Genomic DNA, 20,602 nt, shown 5'->3' with positions numbered 1-20,602 from the left:
CGTTACGGAGGAAGCGTGATTTCTCAAGAGCTTGAAGTCAGCCTGCATATGGCTTTCGTCGAGGCCCGTTCGGCCCGGCACGAATTTATTACCGTCGAGCACCTGCTGCTCGCCTTGCTCGACAACGCTTCGGCGGTCGAGGTCCTGCGCGCGTGCGCGGCCAACCTGGATGACCTGCGCCGCAACCTGCGCCAGTTCGTCTCGGAAAACACCCCGGTGATCCCCAGCGGCGCCGAAGTCGACACGCAACCCACGCTAGGTTTCCAGCGCGTCATTCAGCGCGCGATCATGCATGTTTCGGCCGGCGGCACGGGCAAGAAGCCCGTCACGGGCGCGAACGTGCTGGTGGCCATTTTTGGCGAAAAGGACTCGCATGCCGTGTACTACCTGCAACAGCAGGGCGTCACGCGTCTGGACGTGGTCAATTTCCTGTCTCATGGCATTACCAAACAGCCGCAGGTGGAGTCCGCCGCCGTGCAGAAAGAGCAACAGCCCAATGGTGAAGAGCAGGGCGATTCGCGTCAGTCGCCGCTGGATCAGTACGCCACCGACCTGAACGCCGCCGCGCTTGCGGGCCGGATCGATCCCCTGATCGGCCGCGAGCACGAAGTCGAGCGCGTCATCCAGGTGCTGTGCCGCCGCCGCAAGAACAACCCGCTGCTGGTGGGCGAGGCCGGCGTTGGCAAGACCGCCATCGCCGAAGGCCTGGCCTGGCGCATCACGCGCGGCGAAGTGCCCGAAGTTCTGCAGGCCGCTCAGGTCTATTCGCTGGACATGGGCGCGCTGCTGGCTGGCACCAAGTACCGCGGCGATTTCGAGCAGCGCCTGAAGGGCGTGCTCAAGCAGATCCGCGGCAACCCCGACGCCATTCTGTTCATTGACGAAATTCACACGCTGATCGGCGCGGGTTCCGCATCGGGCGGCACGCTGGATGCCTCCAACCTGCTCAAGCCGGCCCTGTCGTCCGGGCAGTTGAAGTGCATCGGCGCCACCACCTATACCGAATACCGCGGCGTCTTCGAAAAGGACCACGCGCTGTCGCGCCGGTTCCAGAAGATCGACGTGGCCGAACCCAGCATCGAGCAGACCGTGCAGATCCTGCGTGGCCTGAAGAGCCGCTTCGAAGAGCACCACAGCGTGCGCTATTCGGCCGCGGCGCTGTCGGCTGCCGCTGAATTGTCGGCCCGCTTCATCAACGACCGTCATCTGCCCGACAAGGCCATCGACGTGATCGACGAGGCCGGTGCCGCCCAGCGCCTGCTGCCGCGTTCGCGCCAGAAGAAGGTGATCGGCAAGGTCGACATCGAAAACATCGTTTCCAAGATCGCGCGCATTCCGCCGCAGTCCGTCTCCAACGACGACCGCAGCAAGCTCGCCACGCTGGACCGCGACCTGAAGACGGTGGTGTTCGGCCAGGACGGCGCCATCGATGCGCTGTCCGCCGCCATCAAGATGGCGCGTTCGGGCCTGGGCAAGCCGGAAAAGCCGATTGGCGCCTTCCTGTTGTCCGGCCCCACCGGGGTGGGCAAGACCGAAGTGGCGCGACAACTGGCCTTCACGCTGGGCGTGGAACTGCTGCGCTTCGATATGTCCGAGTACATGGAGCGTCACGCGGTGTCGCGCCTGATCGGCGCGCCGCCGGGGTACGTGGGTTTCGACCAAGGCGGCCTGCTGACCGAAGCGATCACCAAGCAGCCGCATTGCGTGCTGCTGCTCGACGAAATCGAAAAGGCGCACCCGGATGTGTTCAACATCCTGCTGCAGGTCATGGACCACGGCACGCTGACCGACAACAACGGCCGCAAGGCAGACTTCCGCAACGTCATCCTCATCATGACGACCAATGCGGGCGCCGAGACCTTGAACCGTCCGTCGATCGGTTTTGCGAATTCGCGGATGGTGGGCGACGAAATGGCGGAAATCCGCCGCATGTTCACGCCTGAATTCCGCAACCGCCTGGACGCGATCATCCCGTTTGCCGCCCTGGACCACGAGGTCATCATGCGCGTGGTCGACAAGTTCCTCATGCAGCTGGAAGACCAGCTGCACGAGCGCCGCGTGGAAGCAGTCTTTACCACGCGCCTGCGTGAACACCTTGCCAAGGAGGGGTTCGATCCGCTCATGGGCGCGCGTCCCATGCAACGCCTCATTCAGGACACCATCCGGCGCGCGCTGGCCGACGAGCTGCTGTTCGGCAAGCTGGTCGACGGCGGTTCGGTCACGGTGGATCTGGACGAGTCGGGCAAGGTCACGCTGGATTTTGACGAAAGCGGCAAGCCGCCTTCGTCGGACGCGCCGGACAAGCAGGAAGTCGAACTCGTCGACTGATGACCGCGGACCGCCAGCCGCTGATCGAGTGCGAACACTGCGCAAGCATTTATCGCCGACATCAGCTTGAACCTGGCGAGACCGCCAATTGTGCCCGCTGCGGCGCCGTGCTCTGGCGCTACAGCGGGCTTACTTTGTCCAATTGGCTGGCGCTCGCCATCACTGCCCTGATCGTCTTCGGGGTGGCCAACGCCTACCCGGTCGCGTCGATGTCCGTGCAAGGCATGGTCCAGCAGGCCTCGCTGCTGGACGCCATTTCCATCACCTGGCGCCAAGGTCATTGGGTGGTCTCCATCATGACCGGCCTGGCCGGTTTTGCGCTGCCGCTGCTGCAGCTGACCGTGCTGCTGTGGGTGCTGGGGCCGCTGTCGCAGCACCGCGAGCCCGCCGGGTTTCACGGCGCGATGCGCCTGTTGGGCCTGCTGCGGCCGTGGTGCATGGTCCCGGTGTTTCTGCTGGGCGTGCTGGTCGCGGTGGTCAAGCTGGCCGGGATGGCTGCGGTGTCGCCGGGCATTGGGCTGGCCGCGTTCGGCATCCTGACCGTGCTGCTCACGATGCTCGGCAGGCTGTCGCCGCACGTGCTGTGGCGGTATGCCGAATCCGTCGACGTGGTGCCCGTGCATGTGCCCGAGGCCGGGCCGGACGTCGTCCTGACCGGTTGCCACGTCTGTGGCCAGGTGCAGGCCCTGCCGCGCGATGCCGATCCCGAAGCGCACCATCACTGCGTGCGTTGCGACGCCGTGGTGCATTACCGCAAGCCCGATCATCTGGCGCGCACGTGGGCGCTGCTTTTGGCGGCCGTGGTGTTTTACATACCGGCGAACGTGCTGCCGGTGATGAACGTCAACTCGCTGCTTGGCGACAGCGCGCACACCATCCTGGGCGGCGTCGTCGAGCTGTGGCAAATGGGTTCCTGGGACATCGCGCTTATCGTCTTCATTGCCAGCGTGGCCGTGCCGCTGACCAAGCTGATGGCGCTGATCCTGCTGTTGCTGACCGAACAGTGGCGTAGCACAACCAATCTGGGGGCGCGTACGCGGTTGTATCAGATGGTTGAATTCATTGGCCAGTGGTCAATGCTGGATGTTTTTGTCGTTATATTGCTGGCGGCTCTGGCAGACTTCAAAGGTCTGATGGAAATCAGCGCTGGCGCGGGCGCCGCCGCGTTTGGCGTGGTCGTCATCCTGACCATGCTCGCGGCCATGAGCTTTGACCTGCGCCGTAGCTGGGACCTGGAAGGTCAGACCGAAATCGAATCAGCGCCGGTGGAGGGCCGGCATGCGCCGGCGTCTGCCGCCGGCAAGCAAGCGGGCTAGGAAAGGCCTCGCGCCGTTGTTTTCCGCTCAGAACAAGGAAAAAGTAGATGTCCGAGCAAGCACCCGGATCCGGTGAAGAGAAGTTCGCGTCACCCGCGATCTCGCGCAAGAAGAAGAGCCGGATCTCCTGGATCTGGCTGGTGCCTGTAGTGGCCGCATTGATGGGCCTGTCGCTGGTCGTGCGGACCTGGATGCAGGCAGGCCCCGACATTTCGATTTCGTTCAATACCGCCGAAGGGCTGGAGGTGGGCAAGACCCAGCTTCGCTACAAGGACGTGAACATCGGCACGGTCAAATCCATCGGCTTCAATTCGGACCGCAGCAAGGTCGTCGTGAAGGCCGAGCTGGCCAAGGACGTTTCCGATCTGGCGCGCGAAGGCACCAACTTCTGGGTGGTGCGGCCGCGGCTGGACGTCAGCGGCGTATCGGGCCTGGGCACGCTGCTGTCGGGCGCCTATATCGGCGTGGACGCGGAAGAGGGCAAGGACGGCACCGAACGGGCCACCAAGCTGTCTTTCGAAGGCCTGGAAACTCCGCCCGCCGTGACCCACGACCGCGCGGGCAAGCGCTTCATGCTCAAGGCATCGGACCTGGGCTCACTGGATATCGGATCGCCCGTCTATTTCCGCCGCATCAACGTGGGCCGCGTGATCGGTTATGCGTTGGACGAGAACGGCCGCGCCGTGAACGTCGAAGTATTCGTCGATGCGCCCAACGACAAATTTGTGACCAGCGGCACCCGCTTCTGGAACGCCAGCGGCGTGGACTTCAGCGTCAATGCCGACGGCCTGAAGGTGCGCACCCAGTCGCTCGTGTCGATGGCGGTGGGCGGTGTGGCCTTCGCAACCGTGCAGACCGCGCGCGACGGCGACACGCCGGCCCAGGCGGACTCCGAGTTCGACCTGTACGCCACCGAGGCCGCCGCCAAGGCCAACCCGGACGGCGAAGCCTTCCCCATCCGCATGCGCTTTGACCAGTCGATCCGCGGGCTGGCCGTGGGGGCGCCGATCGACTTCAACGGCATCACGCTGGGCGACGTCACGCAGATCACGCTGGACTTCGACCCCGAGACCAAGCGCTTCTATTCGCTGGTGGACGCCACGCTGTATCCCGAACGCCTTGGTCGCGTCTACGAAGAGGTGCGCGAGCGTGCGATCAAGGAAGGCGACGTGGCCGGCGGCCGCTTGCTGGGGGTGATGGTCAAGCATGGCCTGCGTGCGCAGCTGCGCACGTCCAACCTGCTGACCGGCCAGCTTTACGTGGTGCTGGACAACGTCCCGAACGCCAAGCCGGTCGAGTTCCAGATGTCTGAACCGGCGATCATTCCAACGGTGCCCGGCAATCTGGATCAGCTCCAGCAACAGGTCACCAACATCGTCACCAAGATCGAGAAGATTCCATTCGACAAGATCGGCGAGGACCTGCGCGCCACGCTGGCCAGCACGTCCAAGCTGATGAACCGCCTGGACAAGCAGGTGGCGCCCGAAGCGCAGAAGGCGCTCAAGGCGGCCAAGGACTCGATGGCGAACATCAACTCGCTGCTGGCCACCGACGCTTCGCTGCCGGTCAACGCGGAACGGGCCATGCAGGAACTGAGCCGGGCCGCCCGTTCGCTGCGGGCGCTGGCCGACTTCCTGCAATCCAACCCTGAAGCCCTGCTGCGCGGCAGAGGCGACGACCCCATCCCGGGCGCCGGCCCAGTCAGGAACTAGACGCTCATGAAAAGCCGACTCTCTTGCCTCGCAACCCCGTTTGCCCGCGGACGCAGCCGCGCCGCGCTGGCCGTTCTGGCGCTGTCCGGCGCGCTGGCGGCCTGCGGCTCGTCACCGCCCGTGCACTACTACACCCTGCAGACGCCCGAACGGGCAGGGGCGCCGGGCGCGGCGCCCGGTTCCGCCTCGTTCCTGATCGAGGTGCAGCCCGTCACGCTTGCCACGCAGGCCGACCAGCCGCAACTCATGGTCCGCACCGGCGACGGCAGCATTTCCGCCCTGTATTCCGAGCGCTGGAGTTCGCCGCTGGGCGACGAGTTGCGCAATGCGTTGTCCGACGCGCTCAAGCGCGAGCTGGGCGCGCTGGACGTGCAGATGGTCAAGCCCGGGCCGGGCGCGCCGATCTGGCGCATTCAGACCGACGTCCAGCGCTTTGAGATGGTGTCCGGGCGCATGGCACAGCTGGATGCCACCTGGCGCGTGCGCCCCGTGGATGCCAAGGGCACGGGCCTGTTGTGCCGCAGCGTCGTCACCGAAGCGGTGCATGACGACGCCATCCCCAGCCTGATCGCCGCGCAGCAGCGCGCGGTGGTGAGCCTGGCCGGCGTGATGGCGGCGGCAATCCGCGGCCAGACGCCCGCGGGATCGGGCTCGGTTCAGATGATGGGATGTTCCGCGCTCAAGGAATGATCCGACCCGACGATCCGGATAACCTCCGCGATCTCAATCGGTTAACTAGGGTTTAACCTAGGGTTAACCTTAATACAAACGCGGTTGCAACCTGTCTAGCATACGGTCCTACCCCTACTGGGTTCCGATCGGGCCCAGTTACACCTTTGCCATGCGACAGGAAGCAATCTCTTATGGCCAGCACGACCCTTGGCGTCAAAGTCGATGACGCACTCCGCGACCGCCTGAAAGCCGCCGCCCACAAGCTCAACTGCACGCCTCACTGGCTGCACAAGCAGGCGATCCTTTCCTATCTGGACAAGATCGAGCGCGGCCATCTGCCCGCCGAGATGTCGCACCTGAGCGCGGACGCCGCTGGCGAGGACGACGCGGCCGACGCCCATTCCGCGCCCACGCCGCCGTTCTACGAATTCGGCCAGGACGTGCAACCGCAATCCGTGCTGCGCGCCGCCATCACGGCGGCCTACCGCCGGCCCGAGCCCGAGTGCGTGCCGCTGCTGCTGGGCCAGGCCCGCGTGCCCAACCTGGAAAAGGTGCATGCGATGGCAGCCGGCCTGGTCAAGAAGCTGCGCGGCAAGCGCACCGGCGGCGGGGTGGAAGGCCTGATCCAGGAATTCTCGCTGTCCAGCCAGGAAGGCGTGGCGCTGATGTGCCTGGCCGAAGCGCTGCTGCGCATTCCCGACCGCGCCACGCGCGATGCGCTGATTCGCGACAAGGTGGCCCGCGGCGACTGGAAGTCGCACATGGGCGGCTCGCAGTCGCTGTTCGTCAACGCCGCCACGTGGGGCCTGATGATCACCGGCAAGCTGGTGGCCGTGAGCAGCGAGCAGTCGCTGTCCAAGGCGCTGACGCGCCTGATCGGCAAGGGCGGCGAGCCGCTGGTGCGCAAGGGCGTGAACATGGCCATGCGCATGATGGGCGAACAGTTCGTGTCGGGCCAGACGATCTCCGAGGCGCTGGCCAACAACCGCAAGATGGAATCGCGCGGTTTCCGCTATTCGTACGACATGCTGGGCGAAGCGGCCACCACGGCCGAAGACGCCGAGCGTTACTACGCGTCGTATGAGCAGGCCATTCACGCCATCGGCAAGGCCGCCGCGGGACGCGGCATCTACGAAGGCCCCGGCATCTCCATCAAGCTGTCCGCGCTGCACCCGCGTTATTCGCGCGCCCAGCGCGAGCGCGTCATGGCCGAGCTGCTGCCGCGCGTGAAGGCGCTGACCATCCTGGCGCGCAGCTACGACATCGGCCTGAACATCGACGCCGAAGAAGCCGACCGCCTGGAAATCTCGCTGGATCTGCTGGAAGCGCTTTGCTTCACGCCCGAACTCGAAGGCTGGAGCGGCATCGGTTTCGTCATCCAGGCCTATCAGAAGCGTGCGCCGTTCGTCATCGATTACGTGATCGACCTGGCCCGCCGCAGCCGTCACCGCGTGATGGTGCGCCTGGTGAAGGGCGCCTATTGGGATAGCGAAATCAAGCGCGCGCAAGTCGATGGCCTGGAAGGCTATCCGGTCTACACCCGCAAGCTGTACACGGACGTGGCCTACATTGCCTGCGCCCGCAAGCTGCTGGCCGCGCCCGAAGCCGTGTACCCGCAGTTCGCCACGCACAATGCGTACACGCTGGCGGCGATCTACCAGCTTGCCGGCCAGAACTACTACCCCGGCCAGTACGAGTTCCAGTGCCTGCACGGCATGGGCGAACCGCTGTACGAAGAAGTCGTCGGCCCACTGGCGCAGGGCAAGCTCAATCGCCCCTGCCGGATCTACGCGCCGGTCGGCACGCACGAAACGCTGCTGGCGTACCTGGTGCGCCGCCTGCTGGAGAACGGCGCCAACACGTCGTTCGTGAACCTGATTGGCGATGATTCCATCGCCGTCGAGACGCTGGTCGCCGATCCGGTGGAAGCCGCTTCGCGCATCACGCCCCTGGGCGCGCCGCACGAGAAGATCCCGCTGCCGCGCGAGCTCTACGGCAATCCGCAGGATGGCGCCCGCGCCAATTCGGCGGGTCTGGACCTGAGCAACGAACACCGTCTGGGCTCGCTGTCGGCGGCGCTCTTGGCCAGCGCCGGCACGCCGTGGCGCGCCGGTCCCATGCTGGGCGAAGGCGGCGAACACTGGGATGCCGCCAAGGCCATCGAGGTGCGCAACCCCGCCAACCTGCGCGACGTGGTGGGGCATGTCATCGAGGCCGATTCCGCCGATGCGGACATCGCCTTGCGCGCGGCCGCCAACGCCGCGCCGATCTGGCAGTCCACGCCCGTGGCAGAGCGCGCCCAGTGCCTGCGCCGCGCGGCGCAATTGCTGGAAGAGCAGATGCAGACCCTGTTGGGCCTGATCGTGCGCGAAGCCGGCAAGTCGCTGCCCAACGCCATCGCCGAAGTGCGCGAGGCCGTCGATTTCCTGCGTTACTACGCCGATCAGGCCGAGCAGGAATTCAGCAACGACACGCACCGTCCGCTGGGCACCGTGCTGTGCATCAGCCCGTGGAATTTCCCGTTGGCAATCTTTACCGGCCAGGTGGCGGCAGCGCTTGCGGCGGGCAATACCGTGCTGGCCAAGCCGGCCGAGCAGACGCCGCTGATCGCCGCGCAAGCCGTGGCCATCCTGCGCGCGGCCGGCGTGCCCGCCGGCGCCGTGCAGTTGTTGCCGGGCCGCGGCGAGACCGTGGGCGCGCAACTGGTGGCCAACCCTGGCGTGCGCGGCGTGATGTTCACCGGCTCCACCGACGTGGCGCGCATCATTGCCCGCACGCTCGCCGATCGCCTGGACGATAACGGACACACCATCCCCCTCATCGCCGAAACCGGCGGCCAGAACGCCATGGTGGTGGATTCGTCGGCCCTGTCCGAGCAGGTGGTGTTCGACGTGCTCAGTTCCGCGTTCGATTCGGCGGGCCAGCGCTGCTCGGCGCTGCGCGTGCTGTGCGTGCAGGAAGACAACGCGGACCACGTGTTGACCATGCTGCGCGGCGCGATGCGCGAACTCGCCGTCGGCAACCCCGACCGCCTGTCCGTCGATGTCGGTCCCGTCATCGACACCGAGGCGCGCAACGGCATCCAGCGTCACATTGAAGCCATGCGCACGGCCGGTCATCGCATCGACCAGGTCGAGCTGAACGGCGAATGCCGCCATGGCACGTTCGTGCCGCCGACCATCATCGAAATCGACAACGTCAGCGAGCTGACCCGCGAAGTCTTCGGGCCGGTCCTGCACGTGGTCCGCTACAAGCGCGACGAACTGGACGCGCTGCTCGATGCGATCAACGGCACGGGGTACGGGCTGACGTTCGGCGTGCACACCCGCATCGATGAAACCATCGCGCACGTGACGGGCCAGGTTCACGCCGGCAACGTCTACGTCAACCGCAATATCGTGGGCGCCGTGGTGGGCGTGCAGCCGTTCGGCGGCGAAGCCCTGTCGGGCACGGGTCCGAAGGCGGGCGGTCCGCTGTACATGTACCGCCTGCTCGGCACGCGCCCCGCAGGTCTGCCACCGGCGCTGGACGCCGCGGCGCCGCTGCCGCAGCGTATCGCCTTGCCGGGTCCGACCGGCGAGACCAATACCTACATGGTCGAGCCGCGCGGCGCCGTGTACTGCGTGGCCGCCACCGAGGCGGGCGCGCGTGCGCAGTGGTCCGTGGCGCGCCTGACCGGCAACCACGCCTGGTTTGCCGACACGCCGGCCGCGCAGGCGCTGCTGGCGACGCTGGACGCCGAACAGCAGGGCCAGGCGGGCATTCTGGCTGATACCGACGTCGACGACGCCGACTACCAGGCGGTGCTGTTCGAAGGCGATGGCGATGCGCTCAAGGCGCTGAATCAGCGCATCGCGCGTCGCCCGGGCGCCATTCTGGCGGTGCACGGACTCACGTCCGACGCGCTGGCGGCCGGCGCCAGCTACGTGCCGGAGCGCCTCTTGACCGAGCGTTCCGTCAGCGTCAACACGGCGGCGGCAGGCGGCAACGCCAGCCTCATGACGATCGGTTAATCGTCACCAGGGGTAACCCTTGGGCATCCAAGGGTTATCTCCAATATCGGGCTAGGTTGCACTGGAACGAAAATCCGGTCGCACCTCTGGTCTGGCTGCCGCAATCCGGCATTCAGACTCTGCAGAAAATGCATGCGCGGGACCCGGAGATCACTGGGCCCGCGGTAGTAAAAAACCAAAAGCCTGGCTAAAAGCTCAGGTATAACAAGGCCATAGTCCGATACCTCGGAGGATTCCCCATGAAGTTGCGCACCACTTTGAAGCTCCTCGCCGCCAGCATCGCCGCTGCCGGCATGACCGCCGCCGCGCAGGCCGCCGACATCAAGTTCGGCTTTGCCGCCCCGCTGACCGGTCCGCAATCGCACTACGGCGAGGACATGCAGAACGGTCTGAACCTGGCGCTCGAAGAAGCCAACAAGAAGGGCATCAAGGTTGACGGCGAGACGGCCAAGTTCGTGCTGGTTTCGCGCGATGACCAGGCTGACCCGCGCGTGGGCGTGCAGGTGGCCCAGCAGCTCGTCGACCAGGACGTCGTGGGCATCCTGGGACACTTCAACTCGGGCACCACCATTCCGGCATCGCGCGTCTACCATGAGGCCGGCCTGCCGCAGATCGCCATGGCGACCTCGCCCGAATACACCAAGCAGGGCTACGAAACCACGTTCCGCATGATGACCAGCGACACCCAGCAGGGCGCCGCGGTCGGCAAGTTCATCGTGCAAAACCTGAAGGCCAAGAAGGTCGCGATCATCGATGACCGCACCGCCTACGGCCAAGGTCTGGCCGACGAGGTCGAGAAGGCCGTCAAGGCCGCCGGCGGCCAGGTCGTGCGCCGCGAGTACACCACCGACAAGGCCAACGACTTCACGGCCATCCTGACCAACATCAAGGGCTCCGCGCCTGACGCCATCTTCTACGGCGGCCTGGACGCGCAGTCCGGCCCCATGAAACGCCAGCTCGCCACGCTGGGCCTGAAGGCTCCGCTGGTGTCCGGCGAAATGACGCGCAGCGACACGTTCATCAAGCTGGCGGGCGACGCCGCCGACGGCACCTACGCCTCGCTGGCCGGCGTGCCGCTGGACAAGATGGCCGCGGGCAAGGACTTCGAGCAGCGTTACCAGGCCCGCTTCAAGAAGGCCCCCGGCGTGTACGCGCCGTACGCCTACGACGGCGCCTGGAACATGATCACGGCCATCGAACAGGCCGGTTCCGCCGAACCCGAAAAGTATCTGCCCAAGCTGGCCAAGCTGAACCGCAAGGGCGCGACGAGCGAGCACATTTCCTACGACGACAAGGGCGATCTGAAGGAAATCTCGGTCACCATCTACGAAGTCAAGAACGGCAAGTGGGAGATGGTTGAAACGATGGTCAGCCAGGCCAACTAAGCCGGCTCGAAATCAGGGCGGCGCAGGCCACGCGCCACGATCCGCCCGCTTTTTTCCGCACGCGCCGTCCGGCGCAGCGGCGCGCGACGCGCGGCCAGGCCTTTGCGCCCTGGCCGCCCCGCGCGATTCTTCCAGGCTTATTCAGCGGCCCCTATGGATATCTTCATTCAACAACTGATTAACGGCGTCACGCTCGGCAGCGTGTACGCCCTGGTCGCCCTTGGCTACACCATGGTGTACGGCATCATCGGGCTGATCAACTTCGCGCATGGCGACGTCGTCATGATCGGCGCGATGGCGGCCACCACGATCGCCATTTCGCTGGTGGGCGGCGATCCCGGCGTCTCGGCCTTTGTGGTCCTGGGCGTGGGCCTGCTGGTCTCGGTGCCGCTGTGCATGGCGGTGGGCTGGACGGCCGAACGCGTGGCCTACCGGCCGCTGCGCCGCGCGCCCCGGCTGGCGGCCCTTATCACGGCCATCGGCGTGTCCATCATCCTGCAGAACGTGGCGATGATGGGCTGGGGCCGCAACTACCTGAACTTCCCGCAAGTGCTGTCGCCGCAGGTGTTCGAGTTTGCCGGCGCGCGGATGAGCACGCTGCAGATCGCCATCGTGGTGATCGCGGCGCTCATCATGGGCGGCTTGCTGGCTGTCGTGCACAAGACCCGGCTGGGCACCGCGATGCGCGCCACCGCGCAGAACCGCGAGGTCGCGGGCCTGATGGGCGTGAACATCAATACGGTGATTTCGGCAGCCTTCCTGATCGGGTCGGCGCTTGCTGCCGTGGCCGGCATGATGGTCGCCACGTATTACGGCGTGTCGCAATACACGATGGGCTTCATGCTGGGTCTGAAGGCGTTCACCGCCGCCGTGCTGGGCGGGATCGGCAACCTGGTCGGCGCCATGGCCGGCGGCTTGCTGCTGGGCATCATCGAATCGCTGGGCGCGGGCTACATCGGCGACCTGACCGGCGGCTTTTTGGGCAGCCATTATCAGGACGTGTTTGCGTTCTTCGTGCTGGTGCTGGTGCTGATCTTCCGTCCCTCGGGTCTCCTGGGTGAACGGGTGGGGGATCGCGCATGAACGCCCATCTGAAGAAAAGCGGGTTCTCCACCCGCAACCTGATCGGCATCGCGCTGATCGGCGTCGTCCTGGCCGTGCTGCCGTTCGTCATCGGCATGGCCGGCCAGAGCTGGGTCCGCATCCTGAACTTCGCGTTGCTGTACGTGATGCTGTCGCTGGGCCTGAACATCGTGGTGGGCTTCGCGGGTCTCCTGGACCTGGGCTATATCGCGTTCTACGCGGTGGGGGCCTACACGTGGGCGCTGCTTGCCTCGCCGCATTTCGGGCTGCACCTGCCGTTCTGGGCGATCCTGCCGATCGCGCTGGCGGTCGCGTGCTTGTTCGGGGTGCTGCTGGGCGCGCCGACATTGAAGTTGCGAGGCGACTACCTGGCCATCGTGACGCTCGGGTTTGGCGAGATCATCCGCATCTTCCTGAACAACCTGAATGCGCCGATCAACATCACCAACGGGCCGCAAGGCATCAACCGCATCGACACCTTCAAGGTGGGCGAGTTTGTTTTTGGCCGAACGCAGAACCTGATGGGCATCCGGTTCACCGGGCCGGAAAAGTACTACTACCTGCTGCTGGCGCTGACACTGATCATCATCCTGGTGTGCGTGCGCCTGCAGAATTCGCGCATCGGCCGCGCGTGGGAAGCCATCCGCGAAGACGAAATCGCCGCCAAGGCGATGGGCATCAACACCCGCAACATCAAGCTGCTGGCCTTTGCGATGGGCGCTTCGTTCGGGGGCGTCGCGGGCGCGCTCTTCGCGTCGATGCAGGGCTTTGTCAGCCCCGAGAGCTTCTCGCTCATGGAGTCCATTTCGATCCTGTGCATGGTGGTGCTCGGCGGCATGGGCCACATTCCGGGCGTCATCCTGGGCGCCCTGATCCTGGCCGCGTTGCCGGAATTCCTGCGCGCCGTCGTGGAACCCGTCCAGCACATGCTGTTCGGCGCCGTGGTGCTGGATCCGGAGGGCATCCGCATGCTGCTGTTCGGCTTGGCGATGGTGTGCGTGATGCTGTTCCGTCCGGCCGGCCTGTGGCCGTCGGCGGTGCGCAAGCGCGAACTTGCCACCAAGACGCAAGGAGGCGCGGCATGAGCAAGCTGTTGCAAGCCCAGGGACTGGGCAAGCGCTTCGGCGGGCTGCAGGCCCTGTCGGGCGTCAGTTTCGACATCGAACAAGGCGAGATCTACGGGCTGATCGGCCCGAACGGCGCGGGCAAGACGACGCTGTTCAACGTGCTGACCGGCCTTTACATCCCCGAGGAAGGCACCTGCACGTTCAACGGCGAATCCATGTCGGGCAAGAAGCCGCACGAGGTCGCGTACGCGGGCCTGGCGCGCACCTTCCAGAACATCCGCCTCTTCGCGAACCTGAGCGCGGTCGAGAACGTGATGATCGGCCGCCACATGCGCACCCGCGCGGGCGTGCTGGGTGCGGTGCTGCGCACCCGCGCGACCCGTGCCGAAGAAGCCGCCATCGAGGCGCGCGCGCAGGAGCTGCTGGACTACGTGGGCATCGGCCATCGCGCCAACGACGTCGCGCGGTCGCTGCCTTATGGCGACCAGCGGCGTCTGGAGATCGCCCGCGCGCTCGCGACGGATCCGAAGCTGCTGGCGCTGGACGAACCTGCCGCGGGCATGAATGCCTCGGAAACGGTCGTGCTGCGCACGCTGGTGGAAAAGATCCGCGCCGACGGGGTCACGGTGCTGCTGATCGAACACGACATGAAGCTCGTCATGGGCCTGTGCGATCGCGTGCTGGTGCTGGAATACGGGAAGGTGCTGGCGATGGGCAAGCCTGCCCAGGTGCAGCGCGATCCCAAGGTCATTGAAGCGTATCTTGGCGCCGGAGCTGCGCAGGATCCGCTCATCCACAACGAGGGCCAGGCAACATGACCGCATCCCAACCCCTGCTCGAGCTGCGGGGCCTGCAAGTGTCCTACGGCGGCATCCGCGCGGTGCGCGGCATCGACCTGCGCGTGGACGACGGCGAACTGGTTTGCCTGATCGGCGCCAACGGCGCGGGCAAGAGCACGACGCTGCGCGCCATCTGCGGCCTGGTGCCGCTGGCCGGCGGCGAGGTCGTCTATGCCGGGCAATCCATCGGCGGACAGAAGTCGCACGAACTGGTCCGCAAGGGCTTGGTGATGGTGCCGGAGGGCCGCGGCATCTTCGGGCAGCTCACCATCGAGGAAAACCTGGCGATGGGCGGTTACATCCGCCGCGACGCCGCGCAGATCCGCCAGGACACGGACCGCGTCTTCACCTTGTTCCCGCGCCTGGCCGAACGCCGCAAGCAGGCCGCCGGCACGCTGTCGGGCGGCGAGCAGCAGATGGTGGCGATGGGCCGCGCGATGATCGCGCGCCCGAAGCTGCTGCTGCTGGACGAGCCGTCGATGGGGCTTGCGCCGCTGATGGTCGAAAAGGTGTTCGACGTGGTGCGCACCATCGCCAGCGAAGGCGTGACGATTCTGCTCATCGAGCAGAATGCGCGCCTCGCCCTGGAAAACAGCCATCGCGGCTACGTGATGGAGTCGGGCGAGATCACCCTGTCGGGACCCGCGCGCGACATGCTGCACGATCCCAAGGTGCGCGCGGCGTACCTGGGCGAAGTGGAGTAAGCAAAACCTGACGCAAGGCGGGCTCCCGCCTTGCGTTTATTCAGCCTCAGGCCTGCACCGGCTCGCGGTCCACGGCCGCGACCACGCCGGCGTCGATCAGCGCGTCGATCTCCTGCCTGTCATAGCCGAATTCGCCCAAGATCGCGATGGAATCCTCGCCCAGCCGCGGCGCGGCGCGATGATACCGGGCAGGCGTGGCGGACAGTTTCACGGGCATGCCCACGGTGCGGACCTTGCCCGCCACGGGATGCTCCTGTTCCACCACCATTTCACGCGCCAGCGTCTGCGGGTGCGACAACGCCTGCGCGATCGAGTGCACCGGACCGGCGGGCACGCCGGCCGCGTCGAAGATGTCCAGCCATTCCTGCGCGTCGCGGGTTTTCAGGATGGCGGAAATCTCCTCCACCAGTTCGTCGCGGTTCTGCATGCGGTCGCGATTGCGCGCAAAGCGCGGATCGTCTGCCCATTCGGGCTTGCCCAGCGCCTGCGCGATGCGCTGCCAGTTCTTTTCGTTGGCGCCGCCGATGATGATCCAGTCGGTGCGCGTGGGAAACGCCTGATAGGGCGCGCTCAGCACGTGCGCCGACCCCGTGGGACCGGGCGAGACGCCGCTGCCGAAGTAGATGGCGGCATGCCAGTAGAGCTGCTGCAGGCTGGCCTCCAGCAGCGACGTCTCGACGATCTGGCCTTCGCCGGTGCGCTGCTTGTGCTGGTACGCCGCCAGCACGCCGAACGCCGCGAGCAGGCCCGCGTTGATGTCGGCCACCGAGTTGCCGGTGCGCAGCGGCGGCCCGCCGGGTTCACCGGTGATGGCCATCAACCCCGAGAAGCCTTGCGCCACCAGGTCGAATCCGCCCTTGTCGGCGTAGGGGCCCGTCGTGCCATAGCCCGAGACGGCGCAATAGATGAGACCCGGATTCTCCTTGCGCAGCGTGTCGTAGCCCAGGCCCAGCTTCTCCATCGTGCCCTTGCGGAAGTTCTCGGTCACCACGTCGGCGTCGCGGATCATGCGCAAGAGCACCTTCTTGCCGTCGGGATGCTTCAGGTCCAGCGCGATGGCGCGCTTGTTGCGGTTGAGCATCAGGAAAGGCGCGGAGATGCCGTTGATCTGCGGATCGCGGTATTGGCGCGAATCGTCGCCGCCGTCGATCTTCTCGACCTTGATGACATCGGCGCCCAGGTCCGCGAGCATCATGCCGCAGGTGGGGCCTGCCATGATCTGCGACAGCTCGATGACGCGCATGCCGGCCAGCGCGCCGGCGGCGGGGGCATCGGAAGCGGAAAAGGGCGGGCGGCCGGAGCCGCGGTTGTCGTTGTGCATGCGTGTTCCTCGATCGTTCGTTCAGCGGCCGCTGAATTGCGGTTTGGCCTTGGCCAGGAAGGCGCGGTAGCCGGCGCGGAAATCCTCGGTGTCGAAGCAGTCGAAAGCTTCGTCGCGGTCGGCATCGGTCAGCGCCTTGCCTTGCACCAGGTTGCGCACGAACTTCTTGTGCCAGCGGGCCACCAGCGGCGCGCCGTCCGCGATCCGGCGGGCCGTTGCCTGGGCGTCGGCCGCCACCTGGTCATCGGCCAGCACGCGCGAGACCACGCCCAGTCGCAAGGCCTCGGCGGCGTCGAAGATGTTGCCTTCCAGCAGCACCTGCAGCGCCACGGTGGGGCCGACCAGCCGAACCAGCGGGGCCAGTTCCGAATACGACATCACCAGCCCCAGGTTCTTGATGGGCACGCCGAACCGTGAGCTTTCCCCGCAGATGCGCACGTCGGCCAGGCTGGCGATCTCCAGCCCGCCGCCCACGCAGATGCCATGGATCTGCGCCACCACGGGGTGGCGGCACCCGCTGATCGCCTCGATCGTGCGGCGCATGACGGCGCCGTACTCCACGGCCTGCCGCTTGTTGCTGCGGGCCGTCTCGAACTCGCCGATGTCGTTGCCCGGCGAAAATGCCTTCTCGCCCGCGCCGCGCAGCAGCACGCAGCGCACGCCGTCGTCACGGTCCAGTTCGAGAAAGGTGTCGCCCAGCAAGCGCCAGCCGTCGATGGTGAAGGCGTTGAGCTTTTCCGGCCGGTTCAGCACCACGGTTGCGATGTCGCCGTCGCGGTGCAGCAGGATGGGCGAGGAGCCCGGGGTGGAAGTAGCGGTCATGGGATTCCTTTTGCATGCGCGGGGGGGAGCGTCCCCCGCCAGGTGAGTCGTGCCCGTTGTTGGGGCTTACTGCGGGGCTTGCTGCGGGCCTTACTGCTTCGTCAGGCCCAGGCTTGCGGTGAGCTTGCCGTACTTGCTCCATTCGTCCCGCACGTACGAGGCGAAGGCGGCGGGGGATTGCGGACCGCCGCCCAGGTCCATGCCCTGGTCGGCGAGCTTGGCGGCGACCTCGGGGTCGGCCAGCGTCTGGGCAAGCGCCCGGTCGAGCTTTTCCATGATCGGGTGGGGCAGCTTGGCCGGAGCAAGGACCGCGTACCACTGCACGACGTCCAGGCCCTTGATGCCGGATTCGGCCAGCGTCGGCACATCGGGCAGCCGCTTGCTGCGCTGCGGACTGGTCACGGCCAGCGGCCGCAGCTTGCCGGCCTGGATCTGGTTGATCGCGCCCGGCAGCGTGTCGAAGTTCAGGTCCACGCTGCCGCCCAGCAGGTCGGTCATGGCCTGGCCGCTGCCCTTGTACGGCACGTGCTCCATCTGCACCCCGGCAATCTGCGAGAAGCGCGCGGCGCTCAGATGCTGCGGGCTGCCCATGCCGGACGACGCGTACAAGAGTTGCTTGGGCTTGGCGCGGGCGTCGTCCACCAGGTTCTGCACCGTGGCATACGCGTGCTTGGCGGGATTGACGACCAGCACGTTCGGCACCGACCCGATGTACCGAACCGCCGTGAAATCCTTGTTGGGATCGATGTTGGACTGCACGACGTAAGGCGCCGCCACGGTGGACTGCATATTGGCCAGCAGCAGCGTGTAGCCGTCCGGATCCGCCTTGACTACATAGTCGGCCGCAATCAGGCCGGAAGCCCCCGGCTTGTTTTCGACCACGACCTGCTGGCCCAGCAGGGTGGACAGGCGCGCCGAAAGGATGCGGGCCGACACGTCGGTGCCGCCGCCGGGCACGAAGCCGACGACCAGCCGGATGGGACGTTCCGGCCACTTCACCGGATCCTGCGCCACGGCGGGGGTGGCCGCCGCAAGGCCGGCGGCCAGCATCAATACGCCGGTCCAGGCGCGAGCATGCTTGTTCATAGGGTCTCCTTTGGTGGATGAGTCCTGCCCAGGGGCTGCTTGCTCTATGATTGGGTCAGGTTGGTATGCCGTTGGTGTTTGGTATACCAGATACAAAAATAGTCGATGTTGCGAGCATGAACAACCCATGGCTAACCCTGAACCCTTGATTGCCGATGTCTCCGTCCCCGATTTGGCCATTCACCATCCCACGCTGCCGGCTGTCGTGGCGGAACGGCTGCGCCAGCTCATCATCGATGGCACGCTAAAGCCCGGCACGTGGCTGAACGAACGGGATCTGTGCGATCAACTGAAGATCTCCCGCACGCCGCTGCGCGAGGCGTACCGGATGCTGGCCTCGGATGGCCTGGTGACGCTGCAGCCCAAGCGCGGCGCAATGGTGATCGAGCTGTCCGCCGAGGACATCGAGAACATCTTCGATGTGCTGTCGGTGCTGGAAGGGCTGGCGGTGCGCAGCGCCGCCGAGCGCGCGTCCGACGCGGAGCTGGCGCAGATCGGGCGGCTGCATGCGCAGATGCTTGAAACCTATGAAAAGCGGGACATCTGCGCGTACTTCGCGGCCAGCATGGGCACGCACATCGCCATAAATCGCGCCGCGCACAACCCGGCGTTGTCACACTCCTACGACCGGTTGAACCTGCAGGTGCAGGCGCTGCGCTACAAGTCCAATTTCGACCTGGACGAATGGACGACGGCGGTGGCCGACCACGAGGCCTTTGTGCAGGCGTTGATGGCGCGCGACGGCGAACGCGCCGAAGCCCTCATCCGCAAACACGTGGGCGGCAAGAAGGCCTACAACCTGCGCGGGCGCACCGGCGGCGCGGCCTGAGGGCATGGCGGCGCGTCGCGGCCCGTTCGCATGCAGGCGCCTGCCTACAAGCGGACGGGCGAGTTCAGGCAGGTTGCGCCACGACGCGCTTTCTGCCGATCATGAGCGCCAGCACGGCGGCGATGATGCCGGTCGAGCCCGAGATCACAAAAGCCATCAGGTAGCTGCCCTGGGCTTCGCGCAGGGCGCCGGCCATCCACGCGGCGCTAGCCGCGCCCATCTGGTGGCCCGCGACGATCCACCCGAAGACGATCGAGGCGTCGCGTTCGCCGAAGGCTTCCGTCGTCAGGCGCAGCGTGGGCGGCACCGTGGCAATCCAGTCCAGACCAAAAAAGATCGCGAAGATCGACAGGCTGTAGAACGAGAAATCGGAATAGGGCAGGTACATCAGGGACAGGCCGCGCAACGCGTAGTAGACAAATAGCAGCTTGCGCGGGTCGTAGCGGTCGGTCAGCCAGCCGGAGGCCGTGGTCCCAAGCAGGTCGAAGATGCCCATCATGGCCAGCAAGCCGGCCGCCTGCACTTCGGGCATGCCGTGGTCGCCGCAAAGTGCGATCAGGTGCGTGCCCACCAGGCCATTGGTCGTGAACCCGCACACGAAAAAGGTGGCGAACAAATACCAGAACGTGCGCGTGCGGGCCGCGCGCGCCAGCGTGCCGAAGGTGGCGGCCACCATGCCGGTGCGCGGCGCGGCGGGGGTGGGAGCCGCGTGCGGATCGCTGCCGAACGGCACGAGGCCCACGCTGGAAGGTCGGTCGGGCACCAGCCACCAGGCCAGCGGCACCAGCGCGGCCGCGGCGCCGGCCACCGTCCAGACCACGCGCGTCCAGTCGCCCGACGAGGCCAGCGCGGCCAGCACCGGCAGGAACACCAGCGTGCCGGTGGCGGCGCTGGCGGTCAGAAGGCCCATCATCAGTCCGCGGTGCTTGACGAACCAGCGGTTCACCACGGTCGCGCCCATCACGATCGCCACGGCGCCCGAACTGATGCCCGAGAACACGCCCCAGGTCATGATCAGATGCCAGGGTTCGGTCATGTAGGCGCTGACGGCGCTGGAGGCCGACATCAGGATCAGCGCCGTGATCAGCACGCGCCGCAATCCAAAGCGCTCCATCGCGGCGGCTGCGAAGGGGCCAACCAGGCCGTACAGAAAAATGCCCAGCGCGGCGGCAAACGAGATCGAACTTCGGCTCCATCCGAACGTTTCTTCCAGCGGCACCAGCAGCACACTGGGAGACGATCGCAGGCCGGCCGCGACCAGCAGCGACAGGAAAATCACGGCAACCACCACGAACGCGTACTTCTGACCGGCGCGGCGGAAGGGGAACGGAGGCTGGGCTATACTCATGTTACTGACCGGTACGTATTAAGGTTTGCGGATAGTACGTACCGGTCAGTAACATCGTCAAGCGATTTTTGGCGACC

General features: G+C 66.1%; 15 protein-coding genes. 11 read left to right on the top strand and 4 right to left on the bottom strand.

The window, feature by feature from the left end:
* The first annotated feature begins 15 nt into the window (after window positions 1-15).
* From clpA to QEP15_RS15440, 10 genes are all read left to right on the top strand, one after another.
* Complete coding sequence (clpA, locus tag QEP15_RS15485; protein ID WP_056324674.1) at window positions 16-2,328, top strand: ATP-dependent Clp protease ATP-binding subunit ClpA; 2,313 nt, start codon at window positions 16-18, stop codon at window positions 2,326-2,328.
* The gene (locus QEP15_RS15480) at window positions 2,328-3,644 is read left to right on the top strand and encodes a paraquat-inducible protein A (RefSeq protein WP_062840678.1); all 1,317 of its coding nucleotides are present in this window, start codon (window positions 2,328-2,330) and stop codon (window positions 3,642-3,644) included. The genes clpA and QEP15_RS15480 overlap by 1 nt, the downstream gene beginning before the upstream one ends.
* Before the next feature lie 47 nt (window positions 3,645-3,691).
* On the top strand, window positions 3,692-5,356 hold the full coding sequence (locus QEP15_RS15475; RefSeq protein ID WP_253855748.1) for a PqiB family protein: 1,665 nt from the start codon (window positions 3,692-3,694) through the stop codon (window positions 5,354-5,356).
* Between the two features lie 6 nt (window positions 5,357-5,362).
* The gene (locus QEP15_RS15470; protein ID WP_280147671.1) at window positions 5,363-6,046 is read left to right on the top strand and encodes a PqiC family protein; all 684 of its coding nucleotides are present in this window, start codon (window positions 5,363-5,365) and stop codon (window positions 6,044-6,046) included.
* A gap of 173 nt (window positions 6,047-6,219) precedes the next feature.
* Complete coding sequence (putA, locus tag QEP15_RS15465) at window positions 6,220-10,041, top strand: trifunctional transcriptional regulator/proline dehydrogenase/L-glutamate gamma-semialdehyde dehydrogenase (RefSeq protein WP_223576068.1); 3,822 nt, start codon at window positions 6,220-6,222, stop codon at window positions 10,039-10,041.
* A gap of 239 nt (window positions 10,042-10,280) precedes the next feature.
* The gene (locus QEP15_RS15460) at window positions 10,281-11,426 is read left to right on the top strand and encodes a branched-chain amino acid ABC transporter substrate-binding protein (protein ID WP_056324296.1); all 1,146 of its coding nucleotides are present in this window, start codon (window positions 10,281-10,283) and stop codon (window positions 11,424-11,426) included.
* 153 nt (window positions 11,427-11,579) lie between these two features.
* A complete protein-coding gene (locus tag QEP15_RS15455; protein ID WP_056324299.1) occupies window positions 11,580-12,509 on the top strand; it encodes a branched-chain amino acid ABC transporter permease in 930 nt (309 codons plus the stop codon).
* The gene (locus tag QEP15_RS15450) at window positions 12,506-13,594 is read left to right on the top strand and encodes an ABC transporter permease subunit (protein ID WP_152384799.1); all 1,089 of its coding nucleotides are present in this window, start codon (window positions 12,506-12,508) and stop codon (window positions 13,592-13,594) included. Before QEP15_RS15455 ends, QEP15_RS15450 begins: the two co-directional genes overlap by 4 nt.
* The gene (locus tag QEP15_RS15445; RefSeq protein ID WP_280147670.1) at window positions 13,591-14,394 is read left to right on the top strand and encodes an ABC transporter ATP-binding protein; all 804 of its coding nucleotides are present in this window, start codon (window positions 13,591-13,593) and stop codon (window positions 14,392-14,394) included. Before QEP15_RS15450 ends, QEP15_RS15445 begins: the two co-directional genes overlap by 4 nt.
* Entirely contained in the window at window positions 14,391-15,119 is a 729-nt protein-coding gene (locus QEP15_RS15440; RefSeq protein WP_056324308.1) for an ABC transporter ATP-binding protein, read from the top strand. The genes QEP15_RS15445 and QEP15_RS15440 overlap by 4 nt, the downstream gene beginning before the upstream one ends.
* A gap of 46 nt (window positions 15,120-15,165) precedes the next feature.
* Here QEP15_RS15440 and QEP15_RS15435 read toward each other — a convergent pair whose 3' ends face one another.
* The 3 genes from QEP15_RS15435 to QEP15_RS15425 form a co-directional block, all read right to left on the bottom strand.
* The gene (locus tag QEP15_RS15435) at window positions 15,166-16,440 is read right to left on the bottom strand and encodes a CaiB/BaiF CoA transferase family protein (RefSeq protein WP_226846217.1); all 1,275 of its coding nucleotides are present in this window, start codon (window positions 16,438-16,440) and stop codon (window positions 15,166-15,168) included.
* A gap of 21 nt (window positions 16,441-16,461) precedes the next feature.
* Complete coding sequence (locus QEP15_RS15430; protein WP_280147669.1) at window positions 16,462-17,262, bottom strand: enoyl-CoA hydratase/isomerase family protein; 801 nt, start codon at window positions 17,260-17,262, stop codon at window positions 16,462-16,464.
* 90 nt (window positions 17,263-17,352) lie between these two features.
* The gene (locus QEP15_RS15425; protein ID WP_152384797.1) at window positions 17,353-18,348 is read right to left on the bottom strand and encodes a tripartite tricarboxylate transporter substrate binding protein; all 996 of its coding nucleotides are present in this window, start codon (window positions 18,346-18,348) and stop codon (window positions 17,353-17,355) included.
* A gap of 127 nt (window positions 18,349-18,475) precedes the next feature.
* Here QEP15_RS15425 and QEP15_RS15420 point away from each other — a divergent pair, with 127 nt between their 5' ends.
* Entirely contained in the window at window positions 18,476-19,177 is a 702-nt protein-coding gene (locus QEP15_RS15420) for a GntR family transcriptional regulator (protein ID WP_280147668.1), read from the top strand.
* Between the two features lie 64 nt (window positions 19,178-19,241).
* On the opposite strand, the gene QEP15_RS15415 is transcribed toward QEP15_RS15420, so the two are convergent.
* Entirely contained in the window at window positions 19,242-20,525 is a 1,284-nt protein-coding gene (locus QEP15_RS15415; RefSeq protein ID WP_180098440.1) for an MFS transporter, read from the bottom strand.
* Window positions 20,526-20,602: the final 77 nt, after the last annotated feature.

The sequence above is a fragment of the Achromobacter mucicolens genome (assembly GCF_029866465.1).
GTDB lineage: Bacteria > Pseudomonadota > Gammaproteobacteria > Burkholderiales > Burkholderiaceae_B > Achromobacter > Achromobacter mucicolens.
The sequence above is the reverse complement of the archived record's forward strand: the minus strand, read 5'-3'. Positions and strand labels throughout refer to the sequence as shown.